Annotated in this window: 18 protein-coding genes; 7 read left to right on the top strand and 11 right to left on the bottom strand. The window is 64.2% G+C overall.

The window, feature by feature from the left end; translation table 11 throughout:
- Window positions 1–50 precede the first annotated feature (50 nt).
- From NKJ11_RS13465 to NKJ11_RS13455, 3 genes are all read right to left on the bottom strand, one after another.
- Window positions 51–614: a TIGR02281 family clan AA aspartic protease gene (locus NKJ11_RS13465; RefSeq protein ID WP_352793496.1), complete on the bottom strand. Its 564-nt coding sequence runs from the start codon at window positions 612–614 to the stop codon at window positions 51–53.
- Window positions 615–838: 224 nt separating this feature from the next.
- Window positions 839–1,468: a uracil phosphoribosyltransferase gene (upp, locus tag NKJ11_RS13460; RefSeq protein ID WP_023812571.1), complete on the bottom strand. Its 630-nt coding sequence runs from the start codon at window positions 1,466–1,468 to the stop codon at window positions 839–841.
- 146 nt (window positions 1,469–1,614) lie between these two features.
- Window positions 1,615–2,589, bottom strand: a complete 975-nt coding sequence (locus tag NKJ11_RS13455) for an adenosine deaminase (protein ID WP_352793495.1) — start codon at window positions 2,587–2,589, stop codon at window positions 1,615–1,617.
- Window positions 2,590–2,723: 134 nt separating this feature from the next.
- Here NKJ11_RS13455 and ubiE point away from each other — a divergent pair, with 134 nt between their 5' ends.
- From ubiE to coaBC, 5 genes are all read left to right on the top strand, one after another.
- Window positions 2,724–3,500: a bifunctional demethylmenaquinone methyltransferase/2-methoxy-6-polyprenyl-1,4-benzoquinol methylase UbiE gene (ubiE, locus tag NKJ11_RS13450; RefSeq protein ID WP_127328341.1), complete on the top strand. Its 777-nt coding sequence runs from the start codon at window positions 2,724–2,726 to the stop codon at window positions 3,498–3,500.
- A gap of 70 nt (window positions 3,501–3,570) precedes the next feature.
- Window positions 3,571–5,145 carry a 2-polyprenylphenol 6-hydroxylase gene (gene ubiB / locus NKJ11_RS13445; RefSeq protein WP_128303194.1) on the top strand — a complete coding sequence of 525 codons (1,575 nt, stop codon included), beginning with the start codon at window positions 3,571–3,573 and terminating at the stop codon, window positions 5,143–5,145.
- A gap of 76 nt (window positions 5,146–5,221) precedes the next feature.
- Window positions 5,222–5,482, top strand: a complete 261-nt coding sequence (locus NKJ11_RS13440) for a FitA-like ribbon-helix-helix domain-containing protein (protein ID WP_023812567.1) — start codon at window positions 5,222–5,224, stop codon at window positions 5,480–5,482.
- Window positions 5,479–5,886 (top strand): type II toxin-antitoxin system VapC family toxin, encoded by a 408-nt coding sequence (locus NKJ11_RS13435; RefSeq protein WP_127290735.1) that lies wholly within the window; start codon window positions 5,479–5,481, stop codon window positions 5,884–5,886. Before NKJ11_RS13440 ends, NKJ11_RS13435 begins: the two co-directional genes overlap by 4 nt.
- Window positions 5,887–5,911: 25 nt before the next feature.
- Window positions 5,912–7,144 (top strand): bifunctional phosphopantothenoylcysteine decarboxylase/phosphopantothenate--cysteine ligase CoaBC, encoded by a 1,233-nt coding sequence (gene coaBC / locus NKJ11_RS13430; protein WP_352610225.1) that lies wholly within the window; start codon window positions 5,912–5,914, stop codon window positions 7,142–7,144.
- Window positions 7,145–7,228: 84 nt separating this feature from the next.
- Here coaBC and NKJ11_RS13425 read toward each other — a convergent pair whose 3' ends face one another.
- The 3 genes from NKJ11_RS13425 to NKJ11_RS13415 form a co-directional block, all read right to left on the bottom strand.
- The gene (locus NKJ11_RS13425) at window positions 7,229–7,807 is read right to left on the bottom strand and encodes an invasion associated locus B family protein (RefSeq protein ID WP_352610222.1); all 579 of its coding nucleotides are present in this window, start codon (window positions 7,805–7,807) and stop codon (window positions 7,229–7,231) included.
- A 141-nt stretch (window positions 7,808–7,948) separates the two neighbouring features.
- Window positions 7,949–13,471: a beta strand repeat-containing protein gene (locus NKJ11_RS13420; RefSeq protein WP_352793494.1), complete on the bottom strand. Its 5,523-nt coding sequence runs from the start codon at window positions 13,469–13,471 to the stop codon at window positions 7,949–7,951.
- The gene (locus tag NKJ11_RS13415) at window positions 13,468–15,498 is read right to left on the bottom strand and encodes a hypothetical protein (protein ID WP_352610216.1); all 2,031 of its coding nucleotides are present in this window, start codon (window positions 15,496–15,498) and stop codon (window positions 13,468–13,470) included. The genes NKJ11_RS13420 and NKJ11_RS13415 overlap by 4 nt, the downstream gene beginning before the upstream one ends.
- Here NKJ11_RS13415 and NKJ11_RS13410 point away from each other — a divergent pair.
- On the top strand, window positions 15,478–15,873 hold the full coding sequence (locus tag NKJ11_RS13410) for a hypothetical protein (RefSeq protein ID WP_352610213.1): 396 nt from the start codon (window positions 15,478–15,480) through the stop codon (window positions 15,871–15,873). The two genes, NKJ11_RS13415 and NKJ11_RS13410, sit on opposite strands and share 21 nt — an antisense overlap.
- Before the next feature lie 654 nt (window positions 15,874–16,527).
- Here NKJ11_RS13410 and NKJ11_RS33820 read toward each other — a convergent pair.
- Complete coding sequence (locus NKJ11_RS33820; RefSeq protein ID WP_164780000.1) at window positions 16,528–16,836, bottom strand: hypothetical protein; 309 nt, start codon at window positions 16,834–16,836, stop codon at window positions 16,528–16,530.
- A gap of 130 nt (window positions 16,837–16,966) precedes the next feature.
- Between NKJ11_RS33820 and NKJ11_RS13400 the strand changes: the two genes are divergently transcribed.
- Complete coding sequence (locus NKJ11_RS13400; RefSeq protein WP_352610210.1) at window positions 16,967–17,443, top strand: NUDIX hydrolase; 477 nt, start codon at window positions 16,967–16,969, stop codon at window positions 17,441–17,443.
- A 4-nt stretch (window positions 17,444–17,447) separates the two neighbouring features.
- Here the strand turns inward: NKJ11_RS13400 and NKJ11_RS13395 are convergent, their stop codons facing one another.
- From NKJ11_RS13395 to NKJ11_RS13380, 4 genes are read right to left on the bottom strand one after another with little or no spacing between them, the layout of a single operon-like run.
- Entirely contained in the window at window positions 17,448–18,299 is an 852-nt protein-coding gene (locus NKJ11_RS13395; protein WP_352610207.1) for a citryl-CoA lyase, read from the bottom strand.
- Window positions 18,296–19,480: a CaiB/BaiF CoA transferase family protein gene (locus tag NKJ11_RS13390; RefSeq protein WP_352610204.1), complete on the bottom strand. Its 1,185-nt coding sequence runs from the start codon at window positions 19,478–19,480 to the stop codon at window positions 18,296–18,298. Before NKJ11_RS13390 ends, NKJ11_RS13395 begins: the two co-directional genes overlap by 4 nt.
- Before the next feature lie 15 nt (window positions 19,481–19,495).
- Window positions 19,496–21,019, bottom strand: a complete 1,524-nt coding sequence (locus NKJ11_RS13385) for a tripartite tricarboxylate transporter permease (RefSeq protein WP_023812558.1) — start codon at window positions 21,017–21,019, stop codon at window positions 19,496–19,498.
- Window positions 21,020–21,023: 4 nt separating this feature from the next.
- Window positions 21,024–21,560, bottom strand: coding sequence for a tripartite tricarboxylate transporter TctB family protein (locus NKJ11_RS13380; protein WP_352793491.1), 537 nt, complete (start codon window positions 21,558–21,560; stop codon window positions 21,024–21,026).
- Between the last annotated feature and the right edge of the window lie 31 nt (window positions 21,561–21,591).

Genomic DNA, 21,591 nt, shown 5'->3' with positions numbered 1-21,591 from the left:
CGGGAAAAGCGCATAGCGCTTTCCCTTGGGAATTGCGGAAACGAACAGCCTTACTGGACGAGCAGCAGCGTGCCGTTCTCGACCTGGTATTTGTCGAGCCGGTTGAGAAAGCTCATGCCGATCAGATTGGTGCGCAGCGCCCTGTCGTCGAGCACAATGGTCTGGACGTCATTGACCGTGATGTTGCCGATCTGCAGGCGGTCGATCATGGCCACGGCCGCCTTGATGGTGCCGTTGGCCGTGTTGACCTCGTGGCTGAAGTCCGAAGCATTCAGCGACAAGCCGATCCTGCGTGCCGTCGAAATGTTGATGGCGACCAATGTCGCACCGGTGTCGATCATGCCGTCGACCTGGCGTCCGTTGAACTTGAAAGCCGATGAGAAATGTCCGCGCTCGTCAGCCGCGACGACCACCTTGCGGCCCATCGGCAGCGGTACCGCGGGCTTGTTGGGCACCGATGCCAGATTGACGTCTGGTTGGGCTTCGACCGCTTGTTTGCCCGGCACCGCCGACCTCAGCGGGTTTTCGACGAGTTGCGGATTGGACTGATACACAATCGGTATCGATGCCGATGAACCGGCGAAAACGGCAAGGATGAGAAGCTTGCGCAGCATGGATCGGCCTCGCCGCATGACCCCGAAAATCGGGATCGATTTTCGGAAAGGCTCATGCGCAAAATCAAAGTGCTACAGCGTCCTTTGCGCGTCCGAAATGGACGCGCGGCGCCGTAGTGACAGCCGATCGTTAGACCCGGATGGTGTTTGACGCTTTAACGCGCGCCAAAACCGCGCCTTTGCGTAAATATTTGGTAAATCGGACCAGGCGACTTCGCCTGATATTACTTGGTCCCGTACATGCGGTCGCCGGCGTCGCCAAGGCCGGGCATGATGTAGCCCTTCTCGTTGAGCTGGCGGTCGATCGAAGCAGTGAAGACGGGAACGTCCGGATGCGCCTTGATGAAGCGCTCGATGCCTTCGGGCGCCGCCAGCAGGCAAAGGAAACGGATGTTGGTGGCACCACGCTCTTTCAGCTTGTCGATCGCCGCGATCGCCGAATTGGCGGTCGCCAGCATCGGATCGACGACGATCACCAGCCGGTCGGCGAGGTCGCTCGGCGCCTTGAAGAAATATTCGACCGCTTCCAGCGTTTCGTGATCGCGGTAGAGACCGACATGGGCGACGCGGGCCGCCGGAACCAGGTCGAGCAGGCCTTCCAGCAAGCCGTTGCCGGCGCGCAGCACCGAGGCGAAGACCAGTTTCTTGCCCTCAAGCGTCGGCGCTTCCATGGTTTCCATCGGCGTCTCGATGGTCGTCGTCGTCAGTTCGAGGTTGCGGGTGACCTCGTAGCCGAGCAGCAGCGAGATTTCGCGCAGCAGCCGGCGAAAGCCGGCCGTCGAGGTTTCCTTCTTGCGCATGATGGTCAGCTTGTGCTGGACAAGCGGGTGGTCGACGACGGTGACGCCCTTCATGGTGTTCTCCTGATGCCTGCGCCCGAAAATGCGCGCATGGCCCTTTCGGACGCGCCGCGCTTCAAGCTGCCTGGGCGAACCCTAGCGGCAATGCGCCGGCCAAGGAACCGCTTGGCCCGCACCGACCACAGCTTTGTCGGCGGAAATCAGCGTGCCGCGCTGCTCAACCGGGCAAGAAGTGCCGTCTTTGTCTTTCTGTCGACGAAAGCGGCTTCGATGGCTGTACGGGTAACGGCGGCCAGCGCCTTTTCGTTCATCGAGAAATGCTCGGCGGCAATGTCGTATTCGCGCTTCAGCGAGGTCCAGAAATAGGGCGGATCATCGGAATTGAGCGTCACCTTGCAGCCTGCCGCCTGCAGGGACGGAAACGGATGGTCGGCAAAACTGTCGAACACCTTGAGCGCGATGTTGGAACCGGGGCAGCATTCCAGCACGACGCCCTCGTCGGCGATGCGCCTGACGAGGTCCAGGTTCTCGATGGCGCGCACGCCATGGCCGATGCGGGACGGACGGATATGATCGAGCGCCGCCTGGACGGTCTCCCAGCCCGTCAGTTCGCCGGCATGGATGGTGATGCCGAGCCCGGCTTCGCGGGCGATCTCGAAAGCCCTGACATAGTCCTCCATATCGCCGATGCGCTCATCGCCGGCAACGCCGAAACCGGTGACCAGCGGATGCCCGCAGCGCGCCGCGAAGCGCGCCGCCTGCTCGATCGACTCGACACCGACATGGCGCACGCCGGTAACGATCATGCGGCCCTCGATGCCGGTCTTGGCCTTGGCGCGGGCCATGCCTTCGCCGAGCGCATCGGTATAGGCTTTCGGCGACAGCCCGGCCTTTTTCGCGTGGTCCGGCGAGGTGAACACTTCGGAATAGATGGCGCCATCGCGAGCGAGACTGGTCAGATAATGGTCGGCCAGCCGCACATAGTCCTCCTCGGTCCGGAACAGATCGGCGGAAAAATCATAAGCCGCCAGGAAGGAGGTGAAATCGTGCCAGACGAAGGAACCGTTCTGGATATAGGGCGAGGTGTCCTTGCCGTATTTCTGCGCCTGGCGGACGACGAGTTCGGGCGCCGCTGCCCCTTCGATGTGGCAGTGCAGTTCCGCTTTCAAAGGCATTCAATCATCCCGTCGGTCCGTCCAGGTCTCGAAAACCCGCCACCTGGAAGCGCGGCTGAACACCGCGCCTTAAACAATAGCGCCCGCACCATCGATCGGCTATGGTCCCGCCGGTTTTATGACGGATCAAAAAAATGTCAGTTGAGAGAACCACGGCCGCGGGCGGCATGGAAACCTCCTATGGTTTCAAGCGTGTAGGGGCTGGCGACAAGCAGTCCCTGGTCAACGATGTTTTCCACAAGGTCGCCAACCGCTACGACCTGATGAACGATCTGATGTCGGCCGGCCTGCACCGGCTGTGGAAGGACGCCATGGTCACCTGGCTCAATCCTCCCAAAAGGATCGGCTGGCGCGTGCTGGACGTTGCCGGCGGCACCGGCGACATCGCCTTCCGCATCGTCGATGCCAGCCACGGCAATGCTCATGCCACCGTGCTCGACATCAATGGCTCGATGCTGGCTGTCGGCCGCGACCGGGCCGAAAAGAAGGGCCTGTCCGGCAACACCGATTTCGTCGAGGCCAATGCCGAGGAACTGCCCTTCCCTGATGCCACATTCGATGCCTACACCATCGCTTTCGGCATCCGCAACGTACCGCGCATCGAGGTGGCCTTGGGCGAAGCGTTTCGCGTGCTGAAGCCCGGTGGGCGCTTCCTGTGCCTGGAATTTTCCGAGGTCGAGATGCCGCTGCTCGACAAGGCCTATGAAGCCTGGTCGTTCAACGCCATTCCCAAGATCGGCAAGATGGTCACTGGCGACGGCGAACCCTATTCCTATCTGGTCGAATCGATCGCCAGGTTTCCCAATCAGCAGAATTTCGCGACGATGATTTCCCGCGCCGGCTTCGACCGCGTTTCCTTCCGCAACTATTCCGGCGGTATTGCAGCACTTCATTCGGGCTGGAAGCTTTGAGGCCGGACCGCATTTCTCATAATCGACGCGTGCTATGCCGGTTCAAAGAGCCGGCAGGATTGGCGCTGCCATGAGCAATGTCAGTGCAGGATTCCGGCTCGTAAGGGCCGGCTGGGTGCTGGTCCGCGAGGGTGTCGTCGCCGCCTTGCCGGGTGAGGAGCTGTCCGGCCTGCCGAAGTTCGGCTGGCGGATGGCGCGGCTGTTCACCCGCCGCCGCGCGCTGGCCTATGAGCGCAGCGACCGGCTGGCCAAGGCGGTCGTCCGACTCGGTCCATCTTATGTAAAGCTCGGCCAGTTCCTGGCGACACGGCCCGACGTCGTCGGCAACGACATGGCGCTCGATCTCGCCACGTTGCAGGACAAGATGCACACCTTCCCCAGGGCCGAGGCCATCGCGGCGGTCGAGGCTTCGCTCGGGCGCAAGGTCGGCGATCTCTATACGCAATTCGGCGACCCGGTCGCCGCCGCCTCCATCGCCCAGGTCCATGCCGCCGACGCTCTCCATGACGGCATTGCCACCAAGGTGGCGGTCAAGGTGATCCGGCCCGGCGTGCGCCGCCGTTTCTTCCAGGATCTCGAAAGCTATTTCCTCGCCGCTCGCCTGCAAGAGAAATACATCCCCTCGTCACGCCGGCTGCGGCCGGTCGAGGTCACCCAGACGCTGGCACAGACCACCAAGATCGAGATGGATCTTCGCCTCGAGGCGGCGGCTCTCTCGGAGCTCGGCGAAAGCACCAGGGATGACTCCGGCTTTCGCGTGCCGTCCGTCGACTGGGAGCGCACCGGCCGCGACGTCTTGACCATGGAATGGGTCGACGGTGTCAAGATGAACGACATTGCCGGCCTGGAGGCCGCCGGCCATGAACTGAAGGCGATCGCAGCAAACCTCATCCAGTCGTTCCTGCGCCACACGCTGCGCGACGGGTTCTTCCATGCCGACATGCATCCGGGCAATTTGTTCGTCGAGGCAAACGGCACCATCGTTGCCGTCGATCTCGGCATTGCCGGCAGGCTCGGCAAGAAGGAGCGCCGCTTCCTCGCCGAAATTCTCTATGGCTTCATCACGCGCGACTATCTGCGTGTCGCCGAGGTCCATTTCGAGGCCGGCTATGTGCCGCGCCAGCACAATGTTGCAGCCTTCGCGCAGGCGATCCGGGCCATCGGCGAGCCGATCCATGGCCAGCCGGCCGAGACCATCTCGATGGCCAAGCTTCTGACGCTGCTGTTCGAGGTCACCGAACTCTTCGACATGGCGACGCGGCCCGAATTGATCCTGTTGCAGAAGACCATGGTGGTGGTCGAGGGCGTGGCGCGCACGCTCGACCCGGCCTTCAACATGTGGAAGACGGCCGAGCCGGTGGTCGGCGACTGGATATCAGGCAATCTTGGGCCGCGTGGCATGATGATCGATGCGCGTGACGGCGCCAGGGCGCTGCTCACGCTGGCCCGCCAGATTCCCGAGCTTGCGGCGCGCACCGACCGGCTGTCGCGCGAGATCGACCTGATGGCGGAGCACGGCCTGCGCTTCGACGAAACCACCGCCCACGCCATTGGCAAGGCCGAGGCGCGCTACAGCCGCTCCGGCCGCTGGGCACTGTGGGTCATCGCGCTGACGCTCGTCTATATCGCCTGGAAGATCATCTGAGTGCATGCAATGACAGCAATGCTGTCATTGCATGCACGCTGCTTGTTGCCTATATTAAGCGGCATGGAGCAAGACCATGAGCACGATAACAGTCCGCAACCTTGACGACAACGTGAAGCAGGTGCTCCGCGAGCGCGCCGCCGCGCGCGGCGTTTCGATGGAGCAGGAAGTGCGGGATGCCTTGCGTGAGGCGGCAATCCCAAAAACCAGGCTTGAGAATGGGGCGTGGCGACTGAAGGCTTCCCGTGACGAAATCTTGGCGCTCGGGCGGAAGCTGGAACGCCCTTTTGATCTCAAAGCGATTACTGACCATATGTGGGACGAGGGACTTCTGTGACAGTCGCGGTCGATACCTCGGCGTTGATCGCAATCCTTGGCGCGGAGCCGGATGCCGCTGCATTCGTCGACGTTTTCGGTACCTCATCTGTTGCACTGGTAAGCGCAGCGACGCTGCTGGAGGCGCATTGTGTCGCGAGCCGGTCGAGTGATGGCGTTAACGTCAACGAACTCAAACTGCTAATCGATCTTCTCGAGTTGACGGTAGTTCCTTTTGATTTAGCGCAGCTTGAAGTCGCACGGCTTGCCTACTCTCTCTATGGCCGTGGATCTCATCATCGTGCTGATCTCAACATGGGCGACTGTTTCGCTTACGCCTTGGCCAAGACGCGAAACCTGCCGCTGCTTTTCAAGGGTAATGATTTCATCCATACCGATATCGAACCGGCGCTGAAGCCGGCATGACACTGGACAGGAACTGGTCTCAGGCATGAGCCTCTCCGGCAAGCGCATCCTGCTCATCATTGGCGGCGGCATCGCCGCCTACAAGGCGCTCGATCTGATCCGCCGGCTGCGCGAGCGTGGTGCGGCGGTGCGGGTGATCATGACATCGGCGGCACAGGAATTCATCACCACGCTGTCGGCCGGCGCGCTCTCCGCCGACCATGTCTTTACCGAACTGTTCGACCGCCAGGACGAGCACGATGTCGGCCACATCAGGCTGTCGCGCGAGGCCGATCTGCTGGTGGTGGCGCCCGCCACCGCCGACCTGATGGCCAAGCTCGCAAACGGCCACGCCAACGATCTGGCCTCCACGGTGCTCATCGCCACGGACAAGCCGGTGTTGATGGCGCCGGCCATGAACACCAGAATGTGGGCGCATCCGGCCACCCGCCGCAATCGCGCGACGCTGCAGAAGGACCGCGTCACCTTCGTCGGTCCGGCCAGGGGTGAGATGGCCGAAAGCAATGAAGCCGGCGAAGGCCGCATGGCCGAGCCGCTGGAGATCGTCGCCGCCATCGAGGCACTGCTCGACGTCGGCCCGAAGTCGCTGTCGGGGCGCAAGATCATCGTCACCTCCGGCCCGACGCATGAGCCGATCGACCCGGTGCGCTACATCGCCAACCGTTCGTCCGGCAAGCAGGGCCATGCCATCGCGGCAGCACTGGCCAGGCTCGGCGCCGATGTGCACCTCGTCTCCGGCCCTGTCGGCATCGTCGATCCGGCTGGCGTGAAGACCATCCATGTCGAACGTGCGCAAGAGATGCGCGACGCGGTGGAACAGCTCCTGCCCGCAGACGCGGCGGTGTTCGTCGCCGCCGTGGCCGACTGGCGAACCGAGAATTCAGCCGGTGAGAAGATCAAGAAGGTCGCCGGCGAAGGGCCGCCGGTGCTGCGCATGGTCGAGAATCCCGACATTCTCGCCAGCGTCGGCCATCACAGCCAGCGACCCGGCCTGGTTATCGGCTTCGCCGCCGAGACGCAGGATCTCCTGCGCAACGCCGAGGCCAAACTCAAGAAAAAAGGCGCCGATCTCATCGTCGCCAACGACGTGTCGCAGGGAAGCGGCGTCGGTTCTTCGGGCGTGATGGGCGGCGATCGCAACCGGGTGCGGATCGTGTCAAAGGCTGGCGTCGAGGAATGGCCGGAGATGAGCAAGGATGATGTGGCGGCGCGGCTCGCCGCCCTGATCGCCGAAAGGCTTAAAACGATCGTCGTTTGAGCTGAAAGACGTTCTGCTGCAGTGACGCACCGCCCTGCCGCGAGATGGCATTCAGGCGGCGCGCTTTAAGTCCTGCGGCCTACATCAATTGGTCAAAAGCTCGGCGGTCCGGGCAAGCGCGCCGGCGAAGCCGTTGAGCGGAATGGAGAAGCTCACCGCTTGTCCGGTGTCTGCCGCGAAAGCGTCGATCTTCAGTGTGGTGCCTGATTTCAGCAGTGGCGTGACAGTCGCATCGAACACCACCGGCACCAGACAGCCGACGACCTGGCAGGTGTTGAACGCCAGGCTGCCGTCCAGCTTCTGATCGTCGATGGTCAGGCTGACCCCCTTGGCCAGCGCCAGGCCGAACGGCAACGCAAGCGTGCCCGTGGCATCCTCGCCGGTCTTGCTCACCAGCTCGATCGCCAGCAGCCGCTGATTGCTTTGCTTGTTGAATTGCTGATGCGACAGGCTGCAGGTCTTGGCCGTGCCCGATATCTGGCAATTGACCGTCCAGTCGCCGTGGGTTTCAGACAGTGCCGACGCGCCGCCGGGCAACTGCGGCGCATCCGCGGCAGCGGGTGCCGCGACCGCCTTGTCGCTCTTGGTTTGCGCCGCCACGGCGGCCACGCCCACGGTGCAGGCAACACCCAGCATCGCCACGAAATACGCGTACTTCCTCATCAAGATCCCTCCCGCCCGGCTCCGCCTCGGGCCAGCTAGAAACTGACCTTGAGAGACGCGCTGATCGCGTTCTGTTTAACCGTTTCGCCGAAGGCGCCATTATATCTGACGGACATGCCGACGCCATTGACGCCATTCAGCTCAAGGCCGGCGCCGACCCGATAGAGCGGCGAATCGACGGTCTCCGTCAAGTGCAATGCGGGGTTGCCAGGCAGATTCTCCGCCGCCGCGAAGCGACCTTCGATTTCCCACTCCTTGTCGGAAAACTCCACGCCAGCCTTGCCATAGACGCGAAGGCTGGCAATGTCGCTGAGTGCAAGGTCGGTACCGATCTCGAAAGCCGGCGTCGCCGAATAATACATGTTGGCGCTGCCGTCGAAGTTGAAGGCGGCAACCGAGCCCGCTTCCTTGCCGGAAACACGCAGCCAGCGCGCGTCGAACTGCAGGGTCGGCTGCAGGTAGAAAGCACCCATCTCCTGCGTTATGCCGAGCCGCGCCGAACCGCCGAACTGGGCGGTTTTCTGTGTGTAGGTGACACTGTTGCCGATGCCAGGCAGCAATGCCTCCGGCAGATAATCGCCGATCAGCGTTTCGCCCGGAATGAAGGCCACCTGATCGAGATGCGTATCGCGCTCGCCCTTGAAGGAGCCGGTGCCGCCGCCGAGTGCAAAGTCGATGAAATAGTTCTTGTCGGCATATTTCGCCAGCGCGTACGCCTGCCAGGATTCGCCTGTCGTCGCCGACAGAAGCTCGCCGTTGAAATCGATCTTCGAATCGAATTCGGTCCGGCCTATGGTTGCGCCAAGCGACCAGTGCTGACTGACCTCGCCAAGACCGCCAAGCGACATCGTCTTCAACACGTCGTCGCGGCTGGTGGTTCCGCCCCCCCGCGTCGCGGCTGTACTCGGCTTGCGGACTGATCGACGCCCAGACACAGCGTCCGTCGGGATCCTTGTAGGCGGGAACGCCGGTGCATTCGCGCGCCGCCTCCAGCATGATGTCCGTGGAGCGGTTGATCATCTCGAATGTGTGCACGGCATAGTGCGGCGTCAGCCGCGTCAGGGCCGCGCCGAGCTCCATTTCATCGGGCAGGAAGCGCAGCATGTTGATCAACAGCGCCATCGGATTGTCTGGGCTCGATGAAGCCTCGACATCGTCGAGATACTGCGCCATCTGGAAGACGCCGGGATCGGTCGTGCCGGAGTTAGGATCCTGTGCCAACTCCAGGAAAGTCGGATTGTCGGCATAGAGAACCAGATCCGTTCCGCCGACCACCTTGGTCAGGAAATTGAAGCCGACCGCCGGATGCAGCGTCGTCGGCGTGATGCCGGAATCGGTCATCGCCGATCCGGTGGCCAGCACATATTCGGCGAACAATTTGTCGATCGACAGGAAGTTCAACGGCGCCTCGCCATCGAAGTCGCCAGCCACCGTTAGTGCAAGGGCATCCGTGATCTGGTTGTTGAGATCGACGTCGGTGACGAAGTCGCCGGAGAATATCTGGGTGAAGCCGCCGGTGACATCCACTTTGGCCACGACGCCGATGCCCTGGTTGGTAAACAGCCCGTCATTGGTGAACTTGCCGCCGCCGAGATCGATGGTCTTGAGGCCGACCATCGAGGCGTCGGCGATATTGTGGAAGCTGTTCGTGCCGCCGCCGAGATCCATGTTGCCGATCACCCGTCCGAGCGTGTCGGCAATCTTCGAATTCTCCACATGGTCATCGCCCGATGTGCCGGTGATAGCCAGTGGACTGAAATCGTCCAGAAGCGATTCCAGGATCGCATTCGTCGGCACGACGGGACCGGGAGCCAACAGGAAGGCCTGAAATGCCTGGAATTGCGATGCCTGGATGGTGAAGCTCGGCGTTGCGCCCATCGCATAGAGCAGGCTGTGATTGATCAGATTGTTGTCGGCACCGCCGACAAGCATCGCCGCCACGCCGGTTCCGGCACCGCCAATCGTGTACTGGCCATTCAGGTTGATGGTGATGTTGCCCTTGGCGCCCTTGGCCGTGCTCTCGCCATAGACAGCCACAGAATCGGCACCTTGCGCGAAGAGGCTGTCGCCTGCCGTCAAATCGACCGCATGGGCATTGCCGGCGCCAGTGGCGCTCTGGCCGAACATCGCATACGAACTTGCGCCCTTGACCCAGACTTGGCTGTCCGTGCTTGCGGCCGACGCCGCGGCGTCGCCGATACCGCCTTGCGAGCCGGCCGCCGACTGGCCCATGGCCAGCGAATCCATGCCGCCGGCGCCTCCGCCACCGCCCACCGCTTGGGCAACGATGCCGTGGCCACGGTCGCCATCGGTCTCAATGGCGCCGGACTGGATGATGGTCACCTTGCCGCCGGTGCCCTTAGTGCCGCCAGGCGTGTTGAAGCCGATGGCGTTTGGCCCGCCGCCGTCGTCGTCAGCGCCAAAGCGGCCGAAACCGGCACCACCGATGCCGCCGCCGCCACCGACCGACTGCGCGATGATAGCGATGGAATCCTTGCCCGTCGTCGTGATCATGCCGGTGCGGATGACGGTAACATCCCCGCCATCGCCGCCATTGCCGCCGAGACCGCCAATGGCCAACGCATTCGAGCTCTTGCCCTTGGCGTCGCCGCCATAGCCGCCACCGCCGCCGACCGATTGCGCGACCACGCCGTGCGCGCGCTCGCCATGGGTGATGATGGTGCCGGAAACCGTGACATCGACCTTGCCACCATTGCCGCCATTGCCGCCAAAGCCGCCAAGCTGCAGCGCGACCGAATCATCTCCCGCCGTGTCGGCCGATACCACGCCGCCATAACCGCCGCCGCCGCCGACGGACTGGGCGAAGATGCCGAGCGCCCCATCCTTCCAGGTTTCGATGATGCCGTCATTGTTGACCGTGACATGGCCGCCATTGGAGCCGTCGCCGCTCGGCAGAGAAATCGCGCCGCCGATCGTCATGTCGGCCTCCGAAGCGTTGGCCGCGGCACCCGAAGCACCGCCGCCACCGCCTACCGATTGCGCGAAAATGCCGTGCGAAAGATAGCCGAGCGTGGTGATCTTGCCATGATTGTCGACGATTACGTCGCCACCGCTGCTGCCCCCACCGCCCAGCCCGCCAATCGCCAGCGTCACCGACGTTTCCGCGCTGCCTGTCTCGGTCGAGCCGGCGCCGGCCGCGCCACCGCCACCGCCCACCGATTGCGCGAAGATGCCGTGCGAATTGTCGCCCTTGGTCAGGATCTCGCCCGACCCGAAATTGGTTACATGAACGGTTTCGCCGCTCTTGCCGCCGGTGCCGCCGGCGCCGCCGAGGCTCAAGGTTATGGCCACATTGGAGTCCTTGGCCGAGGTGCCCGAAGCGCCGCCGACGCCGCCGCTGCCGCCGATCGACTGCGCCAGTATGCCGTGCGAATAGGCCTTTTCGGTCTGGATCCAGCCGCTGTTTTCGACATTGACCTTGCCGCCATTACCGCCAACGTTGCCGGACCCGCCCGGTGACAGGTTGACACTGACTTCCGATTCATCGGTATGACCGGTGCTTTCGCCGGCGCCACCGGCGCCACCGCCTCCGCCCACCGACTGTGCGAAGATGCCGATGGAACGCTCCTGCTGGGTCCAGATGCCGGCCGTGGCGAGATTGAAGACGTCGACCTGGAAAGCGCTGCCACCGCCGCCGCCTGCCCCGCCAAGCGCGCCACCGATCGCATATTTACCCAATACGCCCGATGTCGCCGAGCCGCCGACACCACCACCGCCGCCGATCGAGTTGGCGCTGATACCATACGAATCGGCGCCGTCGGTCACGATCAGGCTCCGGTTGGTTACAGAGACCGTGCCGCCATTGCCGGCGCCACCCGCGGCGAGGCCGATCGCCGCGCCGCCGCCGCCACCGCCGCCGCCGACCGACATCGCCAGGATACCGATGGAGTTGAAGCCCTGCGTCCGGATTACTCCGGAATTGTCGACATGCACACCTGCGCCGATGACGTTGTTGCCGTCATCCAGGCGGAACAACGCCGCATCGTTGCCGGAGCCGCCCGAACCGCCAATGCCGACATTGACGGTGACACTCGTCTCGCTGGTGCCACCAAGATGGAACGCCTTGGCGTTGCTCGATCCGCCCATGCCGCCGCCGCCGCCCAGCGATTGCGCGACGATGCCCGAGGAGAAATCGCCCTTGGTCGTCAAATTACCGGTGTTGATCACGTCGACCGCGCCGGAGATATTGCCGGTGCCGCCCCCGCCTCCGACGGTCACATTGGCCGCAACGTTGACGCCTTGGCCGCCGCCCAGATCGGCGGTCGCACCGTTGGTCGAGCCGCCATTGCCGCCGCCGCCGCCGATCGACTGCGCAAGGATCGCCGCGCTCATGTCGCCATCCGTCTGCACCGCCATGGCATTGTGGACGAGCACATCGTCGCTGACATTGCCGTCGCCGCCGCCGCCGCCGATGCTCACCGTGGCGTTGACGCTGACATTGACGCCATAGCCGCCAGCCGCAGCCCAGGAATCGCCGCCATTGCCGCCGCTGCCGGCAACCGACTGGGCAAGAATGCCGCCAGCTTGGTAACCCTTGGTGACGATGCTGCCGCCGCCGCTGAGGCCGGTATCGACGATCACCAGGTCGCTGCGGCCACCGTCGCCGCCCCAGCCGCCGACAGTAACGCCGAGGCTGACATTGACGCCGTTGCTGACCGAGCCGGCCATCGTGGCCGCACGGCCGCCATTGCCGCCGCCGCCGCCAATCGACTGTGCCACGATGCCGCCCGAACCGACCGCGTCGGTGTCGGCGATGATGTTGCCGTCCGCCCTGACCGTAACCTTGCCGCCAGGGCCGCCATCGCCGCCCTCGCCTCCAACCGAAACGCCGACCGCTGCCGATGCGTAGAAACCCGCGCTGAAGGCTCCGGAATAGGCATTGCCGCCATTGCCGCCGCTGCCGCCGACCGATTGCGCCAGGATGGCTTTGGCGCCCGCGCCTGCGACATGGATGTCACCCTTGTGCGTGACGGTGACCTGATCGCTCAGGTTCGCGTCGCCGCCGCCGCCGCCGATCGCGACGCCAGCCGCACCGAAGACACCGACCGCGCCGGCGCTGCCGCCATTGCCGCCGCCGCCGCCGACCGATTGCGTCAGGATGCCGTGCGCGAGCGCGCCCTTGGTGATTATGTTTGCGGTGTTCTTGACCTCGACCTGGCCACCCGCCCCGCCAGCGCCGCCCTGGCCACCGACAGCGACAGCGGCAAAGGCGCCACCGGCGCCCGCCAGGCCTCCATCACCACCTGAACCACCGACCGACTGCGCGAAGATGCCGATCGAAAGGTCCCTGTCAGTGGTGATCCTGCCCGTATTTTCGACATAGACTTTCTGGCTGCCGCCGCCGGAACTGCCGTTGCCGCCAATCGAGAAGGAAGGCCCGCCAACCGTCACCGCAAAGCCACCGGAGCCACCGCCGCCGCCGACCGACTGCGCCATGATTCCGTGCGACTGGACGCCTTCGGTCTGCACGATGGCGCCGTTGATGACATCGACGGTCTTGCCGCCGCCACCGCCGGCGCCCTTGCCACCGATCCCGATGCCGAGGCCCAGGTTCAGCCCTGCGGAGCCGCCGCCAGTGCCGCCGCCACCGCCAATGGATTGTGCGACAATGCCCGTCGAGCGATCGCCGATCGTATGGATCAAGCCGCGCCAATTGTGGCCCTGACCGTCTCGGCCTCGCCGGCCGCTCCGCCTTTGCCGCCGATGCCGATGGTCGCGGCGATAGCGCCGTTGAAAGAAAAGCCGCCATTGCCGCCGCCGCCGCCGATCGATTGAACGATCAGGCCGGCCGAGTCGGCTCCATGGGTGGTGATGGTGGTCGTCGTGGAGTTGTAGGCGACCTTGCCCGCGGCGCCGCCGCCGGCGCCACTGCCGCCGATGCCGACGGTCAGGCCAAGGCCGACACCGATGACGCCGCCGCCATTGCCGCCGCCGCCGCCGATCGATTGCACGATGATACCGGCCGACCTTTCCTTGAAGGTTTCGACCGAACCATTATAGGTCGCATCGACTGTCTTGCCCGCGCCTGCCGCGCCGCCGCCACCACCGATGCCCAGATTGGCGATCGCGCCAAACGTGCCGACGAAGCCGCCATTGCCGCCACCGCCACCGACGGATTGCACCACCAGGCCGATCGAGTCGGTGCCGTGCGTGGTGATCGATTGCTGTCCGCCATTGGCGGTGCGGAAGAACACGTCGCCGCCATCGCCGCCGCCGCTGCCTTTGCCTCCGATACCGACGCTAGCGCCGAAGAGCGCGCCTTCCACGACAAAGCCGCCATTGCCGCCACCGCCGCCAAGCGACTGGGCGACAATGCCTCCCGACCTGTCCTGCATGGTCTCGACGAAGCCGCCGGTGGTGACGTCGACTTTCCTGGCGAAGCCGCCTGAGCCAGCCGAACCGCCCACGCCGACAGCCACGAGACCCGCGCCACCGAGAGCGAAGCCGCCATTGCCGCCGCCGCCGCCCACCGACTGGGCGAGGATGCCGATGGAATCGGTGCCGCGCGTCGTGACCTTGGCGTTTGCGATGTTGTAGGTGACCTCGTCTCCGTTGCCCGCCGCGCTGCCGCAGCCGCCGACAGAAACGGACACGATGCCGCCAAGCGCAAAGGCGCCCCCGCCATTGCCGCCGCCGCCTCCCACAGACTGTGCGAGGATGCCAATGGCCGAACGACCGTTGGTGTCGACCGTCGGACCGGTCGCGGCCTGGTTGACGTTGACGGCTCCGGCATTGCCGCCGGTTCCGCCGCCGCCGCCGATCGCGACAGCGACTGCCGGGGCGACCGACAGGGCAAAGCCGCCATTGCCGCCACCACCACCGACCGACTGAGCCAGAACGCCATGCGCGCCATCGCCGCTGCCGTCAGCGCCGGTTGTTATCATCCCGCCGACATTGGCGGTGACGGTACCGCCTTTGCCGCCGCCGCCGGCCGAGCCGCCGATCGACACGATGCCGGCTGCCCCGCCGCCATCACCGCCGCCGCCGCCGACCGATTCGACCAGCATGCCAATAGCGCCGAGACCGTTGGTGGTGATGGTCCCGGTGTTGCTACCGGTTGCATTGGCGCCATCATTGCCCGCGCCGCCGGTGCCACCGCCGCCGAACAGGCCGAAGGCGTCGCCGCCGCCGCCACCGCCGCCGCCGACCGATTGCACGGCCATGCCGCTGGCGAAATCGCCATGCGTGATGATGCTGCCCGAGTTGCTGCCCGTAGCATTTCCGCCCAAAGTTGCGCCGCCGCCATTGCCGCCGCCGCTGACCACGCCGACGCCATCAGCGCCATTGCCACCCACACCGCCTGCCGATCGTACCAGCATGCCGTAGGAGGCGAATCCCGATGTTTCCACCTTGCCGGCGTTGCTTGCCGATGCGGTGCCCCCCGAGGCGCCATCGCCACCATCACCGGCATCGACGCCAAGACTGACGATGTTGTCCCCGCCCTGGCCGCCATTGCCGCCGCTGGCGTTGGAAAAGATGCCGTAGGAGAAGTCGCCCGTCGTCGTGATGTCGCTGGTGCCAGACGCAACGGCGTTGGCGCTGCCGCCGGTGTTGCCGCTTCCGGCGTCACCGCCGAGGTTCACGATCGCGGGAAGCGCGCCGCCGCCGCTGCCGCCATCCCCGCCGACCGCCGAAGCAACGAAGCCGTGATGGCCAGTGCCTGTGGTCAAAATCGTAGCGTTGTTGAGAATATCGACGGATCCGCCAACAGCGCCATTGCCGCCCTCACCGCCATTGGTTTCGAAGGGCGTTCCAGCCAGGCCCTCGCCGCCATCACCGCCATCGCCGCCATTCGCCGTACCGACGAATCCAGATGCGTTGACGTTTATCTGCGGAGCGTTGTTTACGGCTCCAGGGGTCGCATTTGTAATCGATCCGCCGGGATCGCCATTATCGCCATCTGCGTCAAAACCACCAGGTCCCCTGTCCGGAGCATCCGGGCCGTTCTTGTCTATGACGAACTGAGCATGCGCCGCCGGTATCGGCGGAAAATCCACCAGCGCGGTGGCGCCGAGGAGGACTATCAACCGTCCGGCAATCACTGACCGGTGACGGTGAGCCGAGCCCGACGCTTATGGCACTCGTGGCGCCGGCCCCAGTTTGAACAAAGTCCACGTTTGCGCCGCACGGAGCGCACAAGGCGAGATGATGTCAAGCAGCGCTTGGCCAAGCGCTGCTTGCTGGGATACCTCTGCCAAGTAGGTATCGGCAGCGTCGATATCGGAACCCGAAACCGCGAATGCGTGTTTGATGGCAAAGCCACCACGCTTTGGAAACAAAGCCATGCACCTACCCCCCGTTTAACGGGGCGCGCCTCAATGCCTGGTTGAGTCCGACGCCGCCGCTATGCTCTGCTCATGCAATTGCAATAAGGATGCCGGCACTGTGCAATAAGGTTCAATGCATTAAAACAGAGCATCCGCATTCCCACTTGCGGAGCTCTGACTCAATTAGAATACATTAACTTATGCCGGATGAAACCGAAAATTTACGTGGGAACACTGACTAAAGCCGCTGGCGTTTCATAGTCGTCATATGACGACTATCTGCGGTTCGCGGCTGGAATCGCAGAACAAAGCGATTGGACTGCCCGATTTCGTGATGCTCGACCCGCTGGCCATGGCATCGCCGCGCAAACGTCCTATATCAGTGGGCAGAGTTTTTTGCGCGGGAATGAGCGAATGTCGGCACTTCGGCCATCAACGATCTTCACAGTGGCAATGCTGGCCACGGCAGTGCTGGCGGGCGTTTGCCTGCCGGCTTCCACACAAGCGCTCAATTCCGCTACCGGCAACAATGCGCTGATCCGGCAGAACGACCTGCAAATCCTGCAAAACAGGATACAGCGGCAGCAATATCAGCAGCAACAGCAGCAGTACCGCGCCCAGGACCGCCAGATCGTTCAGCAACCGCCCCCGGTCGTGCAGCAGCTCAAGCCAAGCTGCCAGACCCAGATAATCGGCACCACCGCCGTGAGCAATTGCCGCTGACAACAAGGCCTTTTTCATTTATTTAGCCGACTTAGGTATTTCGAGTGTCTTTCGGCATATGCGAAAGTTTTGGCGGCACATGCGAAAGTTTTGGTTTTGCAACGACGCCTTGTCGCGCTATGCGGCATTGCATCGACTGGATTGACGAATGGCAGCCACCAAGAAGAAGGCCGTACGCAAGGCAAAGAAGGGTGAGAGGATCCGCCAGGTGGCGGCTATTCCCTTTCGGCTGACCGCGCACGGCGACATCGAGGTCATGCTGGTCACGTCACGCACCACCAGGCGCTTCATCGTCCCCAAGGGCTGGCCGATGAAGGGCAAGAGCGGGCGCAAGGCGGCCACCATCGAGGCGCAGGAGGAAGCCGGCGTACTCGGCAAGACGCTGAAGCAGCCGGCGGGCACCTATTCCTACTGGAAGCGGCTGGCCAATCGCTTTGTCCGCGTCGACGTCATCGTCTTTCTGCTCGAGGTAACGGAGGAACTGGCCGACTGGCAGGAAGCCAAACGACGCCAGCGGGCCTGGCTGGCGCCGGCCGACGCGGCCATGCTCATCGACGAGCCGGATCTTTCAACGTTGGTGAAAACGCTGAAGCTTCCTCAGCCTATGCAGGTGGACCAGGCGTAAAGCCTCACTCGCCAGGCTCATCGCTTTCGGGAAACGGCCGCACCGGCGTGCCGGTATAGGCCCACAGCCACTCGCGCGGCAGCGGCCCTTTGTTTCGCTCGGCCTGCTGCGACTGCTCCCAGGCATGCGCCAGGATGCCGACCGAACGCGACAGCACGAAAAGCCCGCGCGTCAGCGGCGGTGGAAAGCCGAGTTCGCCATAGATGACGGCGGTGGCGCCATCGATGTTGAGCGGTATCTTTTTCCCCTTGCGCCGCGCGACGTCCGCCTCGATCGCTTCTGCAATATCGGCGAAACGTCCATTGACGGCACCGCGTGCGGCAAATTCGCGGGTCAGTTCCAGCAAGCGCGGCGCGCGCGGGTCGACGGGATGGAAGCGATGTCCGAGCCCCGGCACATAGCCCTTCTCCTCGGCGAAGAACCGGTCGAGCCGCGCGGAGACTGCTTCATTCAGCGTCATCCCGGCATCGATCGCCCCAGCAATGTCACCATAGAAGGAAAGCGCCTGCTCGCCGGCGCCACCGTGCACGTCGCCGAGAACGTTGATGGCCGAGGCCATGGCGCTGTTGATACCGACGCCGCAGGTTGCAGCCATGCGCGCGATGGCGATCGATGGCGCCTGCGGTCCGTGGTCGACGGCGGCAGCCAAGCCAATGCCGAGCAACTCTGCCTGGTCCTCGCTGGGCAGTTCGCCGCGCAGCATCAGCCAGATGACAGCCGGGAAGCTGACGCGGCCGATCAGATCCTGGATCTCGTAGCCGCGCAGCCGGATGACACCAGGCCGCATCTCGATGATGTCGGTCTGCCACCATTCCTCGCCGCGCTCACGGCCTGTCTTCTTCTCCGTGCCGCTCATGCGCTTGCCTTTGTCTTGGCGCGCGGTGGCAGGTCGGCGAACACCTCGCCCATATGTTCGCCGAGCGCCGGCGGCGGCTTTGTCGGCAAGGGCGCCTCGCCATCGACCATGAAGCCGCCGCGCAGAACGGTCAGCGGCTTGTCCATGCCAGCCACATCGTCGAAATTCGCGGTCACCTGGCGTTCGAGGACTTGCGGCTCGGCCAGCACTTGCGGGATCGTCAGCACCCTGCCGGCAGGCACGCCGGCGCGATTGAGCATCTCTTCCCAGGCCGCAGCCGGCGCGCCCGCCAGGGCGTGCTCGATCTCGACTTTAAGCGCCGCACGGTTGCGCTTGCGCGTCTCGCGCTCGGCAAAGCGGGCATCCAAGGCCAGTTCCGGCCGGCCGATCAGCCGGCACAGCGTCACGAACTGTTCCTGCTTGTTGGCGGCGATATTGATGAGCCCGTCGCCGGTGCGAAACGCACCGGAGGGTGCCGCCGTCATGTTCTCATTGCCCATCGGCTTGGGGTCGATGCCTGCGGTCAGATAGTTGGAAACCGGCCAGCCAAGCGCGGAAAGTGTGCATTCGAGCATCGAGACGTCGAGAAAGGCACCCTCGCCGCTCGTCTTCTGCCGCACCAGCGCCGAGGTAATGGCGAACGCGCCGACCAGCCCGCCAAGCGTGTCGGCCACGGGATAGCCGACCCGCAGCGGCGCCGTTTCCGGTGTGCCGGTGATGCTCATGATCCCCGACAGGCCCTGGATGATCTGGTCATAGGCGGGATTGTCGCGCATCGGCCCGGTCTGGCCGAAACCTGATATCGCGCAATAGACGAGGCCGGGACGGACCGCCTTCAGCGCCTCGTAGCCAAGCCCCAGCCGATCCATCACGCCCGGGCGGAAATTCTCCACCAATGCGTCGGCGCTGGCCACCAGATCGAGAAAACGCTCGCGATCGGCTTGCTTCTTGAGGTAGAGCACCACCGACCGTTTGCCGGCGTTCTGCGCCAGGAACGATGCGCCCATGCCGGCGCTGTTCAGCTTTGGCGAGCCGCCGAGCTGGCGGGCCAGGTCGCCGCCTTGCGGCGCCTCGACCTTGATCACATCGGCGCCGAGCAGCGCCAGCTGATAGGCGCAGTAGGGACCGGCCAGCACATTGGTCAGGTCGAGGACGCGGATACCGGAAAGCAGTTCTGTCATGGCATCATGGATCGATCAGGCATCGCCGGGCACATGCTCCGGTCCGCGCCGACGCCGATGCTCGATGAAGGCCCAGATATGCGGGCCGGCGAGGCCGATGAAGGCGAGCGTCAGCAGCGTCAGCGACAGCTTGTGGGTGTAGAACACCGACCAGTCGCCATTCGAGATGGTCATCGCCCGGCGGAACTGGGTTTCGGCGAGCGGCCCAAGGATCATGCCGATAATGACAGGCGCGGTCGGGAAATCGAACCGCCGCATCAGGAAACCGGCCGCTCCCAGCAGATAGAGGATGACGAGGTCGATGGGCGACTGCGAAATACCATAGGTGCCGACCGTCGCGAACACCAGGATGCCGGCATAAAGCTGCGGCGCCGGGATTTTCAGCAACCGCACCCACAGCCCGATCAACGGCAGGTTGAGGATGACCAGGATGACGTTGGCGATGAACAGGCTGGCGATCAGCCCCCAGACGAGATCGCCCTGGGTCGTGAGAAGGAGCGGTCCGGGATTGATGCCGTAGCTCTGGAAGGCCGACAGCATGATCGCCGCCGTCGCCGACGTTGGCAGGCCGAGCGTCAGCATCGGCACCAGCACGCCGGCTGCAGACGCATTGTTGGCGGCTTCCGGGCCGGCGACGCCTTCGATGGCGCCGACCGTGCCGAACTCCTCCTTGTGCTTCGACAGCTTCTTTTCGATGGCGTAGGACAGGAATGTCGGGATTTCGGCACCGCCGGCCGGCATGGCGCCGATCGGGAAGCCGATCGCAGCGCCGCGCAGCCACGGTTTCCACGAACGCCCCCATTCGGCTGCCGTCATGTAGAGCGAGCCCTTCAGCGGCACGATCTCGTCCTTGCCGGCATAGCGGCGCGAGGCCATGTACAGTGTCTCGCCGACGGCAAATAGGCCAACGGCGGCGATGATGACATCGACGCCATCGAGCAGTTCGTTCGTGCCGAAGGTGAAGCGCGGCTGGCCGGTCTGCAGGTCGACGCCGATCATGCCGATGACGAAGCCGGCGAACAGGCTGGTCAGGCCGCGCACCGACGACGAGCCGAGCACCGCCGAAACGGTGATGAAGGCCAGCACCATCAGCGAGAAATATTCGGCCGGACCGAAGGCCAGCGCGAATTTGACCACCACCGGCGCCAGGAAGGCAACGCCCATCGTGCCGATCGTGCCAGCGACGAACGAGCCGATCGCCGACGTGGCGAGTGCTGCACCGCCACGGCCGGAACGCGCCATCCTGTTGCCTTCCAACGCAGTGACGATGGTGGCGCTTTCGCCGGGCGTGTTGAGCAGGATCGACGTCGTCGAACCGCCGTACATGGCGCCGTAGTAGATGCCGGCGAACAGGATGAAGGATGCCTCCGGCGCCACCTGATAGGTGATCGGCAAAAGCAGCGCGATGGTCAGCGCCGGCCCAAGACCGGGCAGCACGCCGATGGCGGTGCCAAGCGTGGTGCCAAGCAGGCACCACAGAAGGTTGACCGGGGTGAAGGCGACCGAGAAGCCATGTGCGAGATGTCCGAGCGTTTCCATGGCGTCAGCCCCTCAACACGGTGATGAACGCATCGATGACCGTGTTCAGCTGGTTCTCGATGAAACCGGCACCGATGTTGACGCCAAGCGCCCTGGCGAAGCCGAAATAGGCGGCCAGCGCCAGGATCAGGCCGAGCACTGCGTCACGCAGTGTGCGCTTGCTGCCGAAGCCGTAGCAGACCAGAACGAACATAATGACCGAGGCGGCGGTAAAGCCGAGCGGCTGGATCAGCACCAGGTTTGCCACCAGCCCGATAACGACGATGCCCATCGCCTTCCAGTCGGTCGGCGTTTCCTTTTCTTCCTCCGGCTGCCAGCCGCCGCGCAGCGCTGCGAGGATGAGCAGCAGCGAAAGCACGATCATGCCGGTCGTGGTGATATAGGGAAAGACGGTCGGCCCGACCTTGGAATAGAGCGGCGACACCGGGATCGCCAAGGTCTGCCAGGCTACGGCCCCGGCGCAGGCGAGAAGCCCGACGCCGATCAACAATTCGGGCATGGCAAGGCGCGGGGGCGCCGCCTGAGGGTCGCTGGTGCTCATCGGTGTCCTCCCAAGGTGGCCGGCATCCTCC

It is taken from the genome of Mesorhizobium sp. M0243 (genome assembly GCF_040321775.1).
Classification (GTDB): Bacteria; Pseudomonadota; Alphaproteobacteria; order Rhizobiales; family Rhizobiaceae; genus Mesorhizobium.
The sequence above is the reverse complement of the archived record's forward strand: the minus strand, read 5'-3'. Positions and strand labels throughout refer to the sequence as shown.

Excerpts from the sequence above, each read along its gene's own strand:
- NKJ11_RS13465 (WP_352793496.1), bottom strand. The coding sequence starts at position 614 with ATGCTGCGCAAGCTTCTCATCCTTGCCGTTTTCGCCGGTTCATCGGCA.
- upp (WP_023812571.1), bottom strand. The coding sequence starts at position 1,468 with ATGAAGGGCGTCACCGTCGTCGACCACCCGCTTGTCCAGCACAAGCTG.
- NKJ11_RS13455 (WP_352793495.1), bottom strand. The coding sequence starts at position 2,589 with ATGCCTTTGAAAGCGGAACTGCACTGCCACATCGAAGGGGCAGCGGCG.
- ubiE (WP_127328341.1), top strand. The coding sequence starts at position 2,724 with ATGTCAGTTGAGAGAACCACGGCCGCGGGCGGCATGGAAACCTCCTAT.
- ubiB (WP_128303194.1), top strand. The coding sequence starts at position 3,571 with ATGAGCAATGTCAGTGCAGGATTCCGGCTCGTAAGGGCCGGCTGGGTG.
- NKJ11_RS13440 (WP_023812567.1), top strand. The coding sequence starts at position 5,222 with ATGAGCACGATAACAGTCCGCAACCTTGACGACAACGTGAAGCAGGTG.
- coaBC (WP_352610225.1), top strand. The coding sequence starts at position 5,912 with ATGAGCCTCTCCGGCAAGCGCATCCTGCTCATCATTGGCGGCGGCATC.
- NKJ11_RS13425 (WP_352610222.1), bottom strand. The coding sequence starts at position 7,807 with ATGAGGAAGTACGCGTATTTCGTGGCGATGCTGGGTGTTGCCTGCACC.
- NKJ11_RS13410 (WP_352610213.1), top strand. The coding sequence starts at position 15,478 with ATGGCCAGTGCCTGTGGTCAAAATCGTAGCGTTGTTGAGAATATCGAC.
- NKJ11_RS33820 (WP_164780000.1), bottom strand. The coding sequence starts at position 16,836 with ATGAAAAAGGCCTTGTTGTCAGCGGCAATTGCTCACGGCGGTGGTGCC.
- NKJ11_RS13400 (WP_352610210.1), top strand. The coding sequence starts at position 16,967 with ATGGCAGCCACCAAGAAGAAGGCCGTACGCAAGGCAAAGAAGGGTGAG.
- NKJ11_RS13395 (WP_352610207.1), bottom strand. The coding sequence starts at position 18,299 with ATGAGCGGCACGGAGAAGAAGACAGGCCGTGAGCGCGGCGAGGAATGG.
- NKJ11_RS13390 (WP_352610204.1), bottom strand. The coding sequence starts at position 19,480 with ATGACAGAACTGCTTTCCGGTATCCGCGTCCTCGACCTGACCAATGTG.
- NKJ11_RS13385 (WP_023812558.1), bottom strand. The coding sequence starts at position 21,019 with ATGGAAACGCTCGGACATCTCGCACATGGCTTCTCGGTCGCCTTCACC.
- NKJ11_RS13380 (WP_352793491.1), bottom strand. The coding sequence starts at position 21,560 with ATGAGCACCAGCGACCCTCAGGCGGCGCCCCCGCGCCTTGCCATGCCC.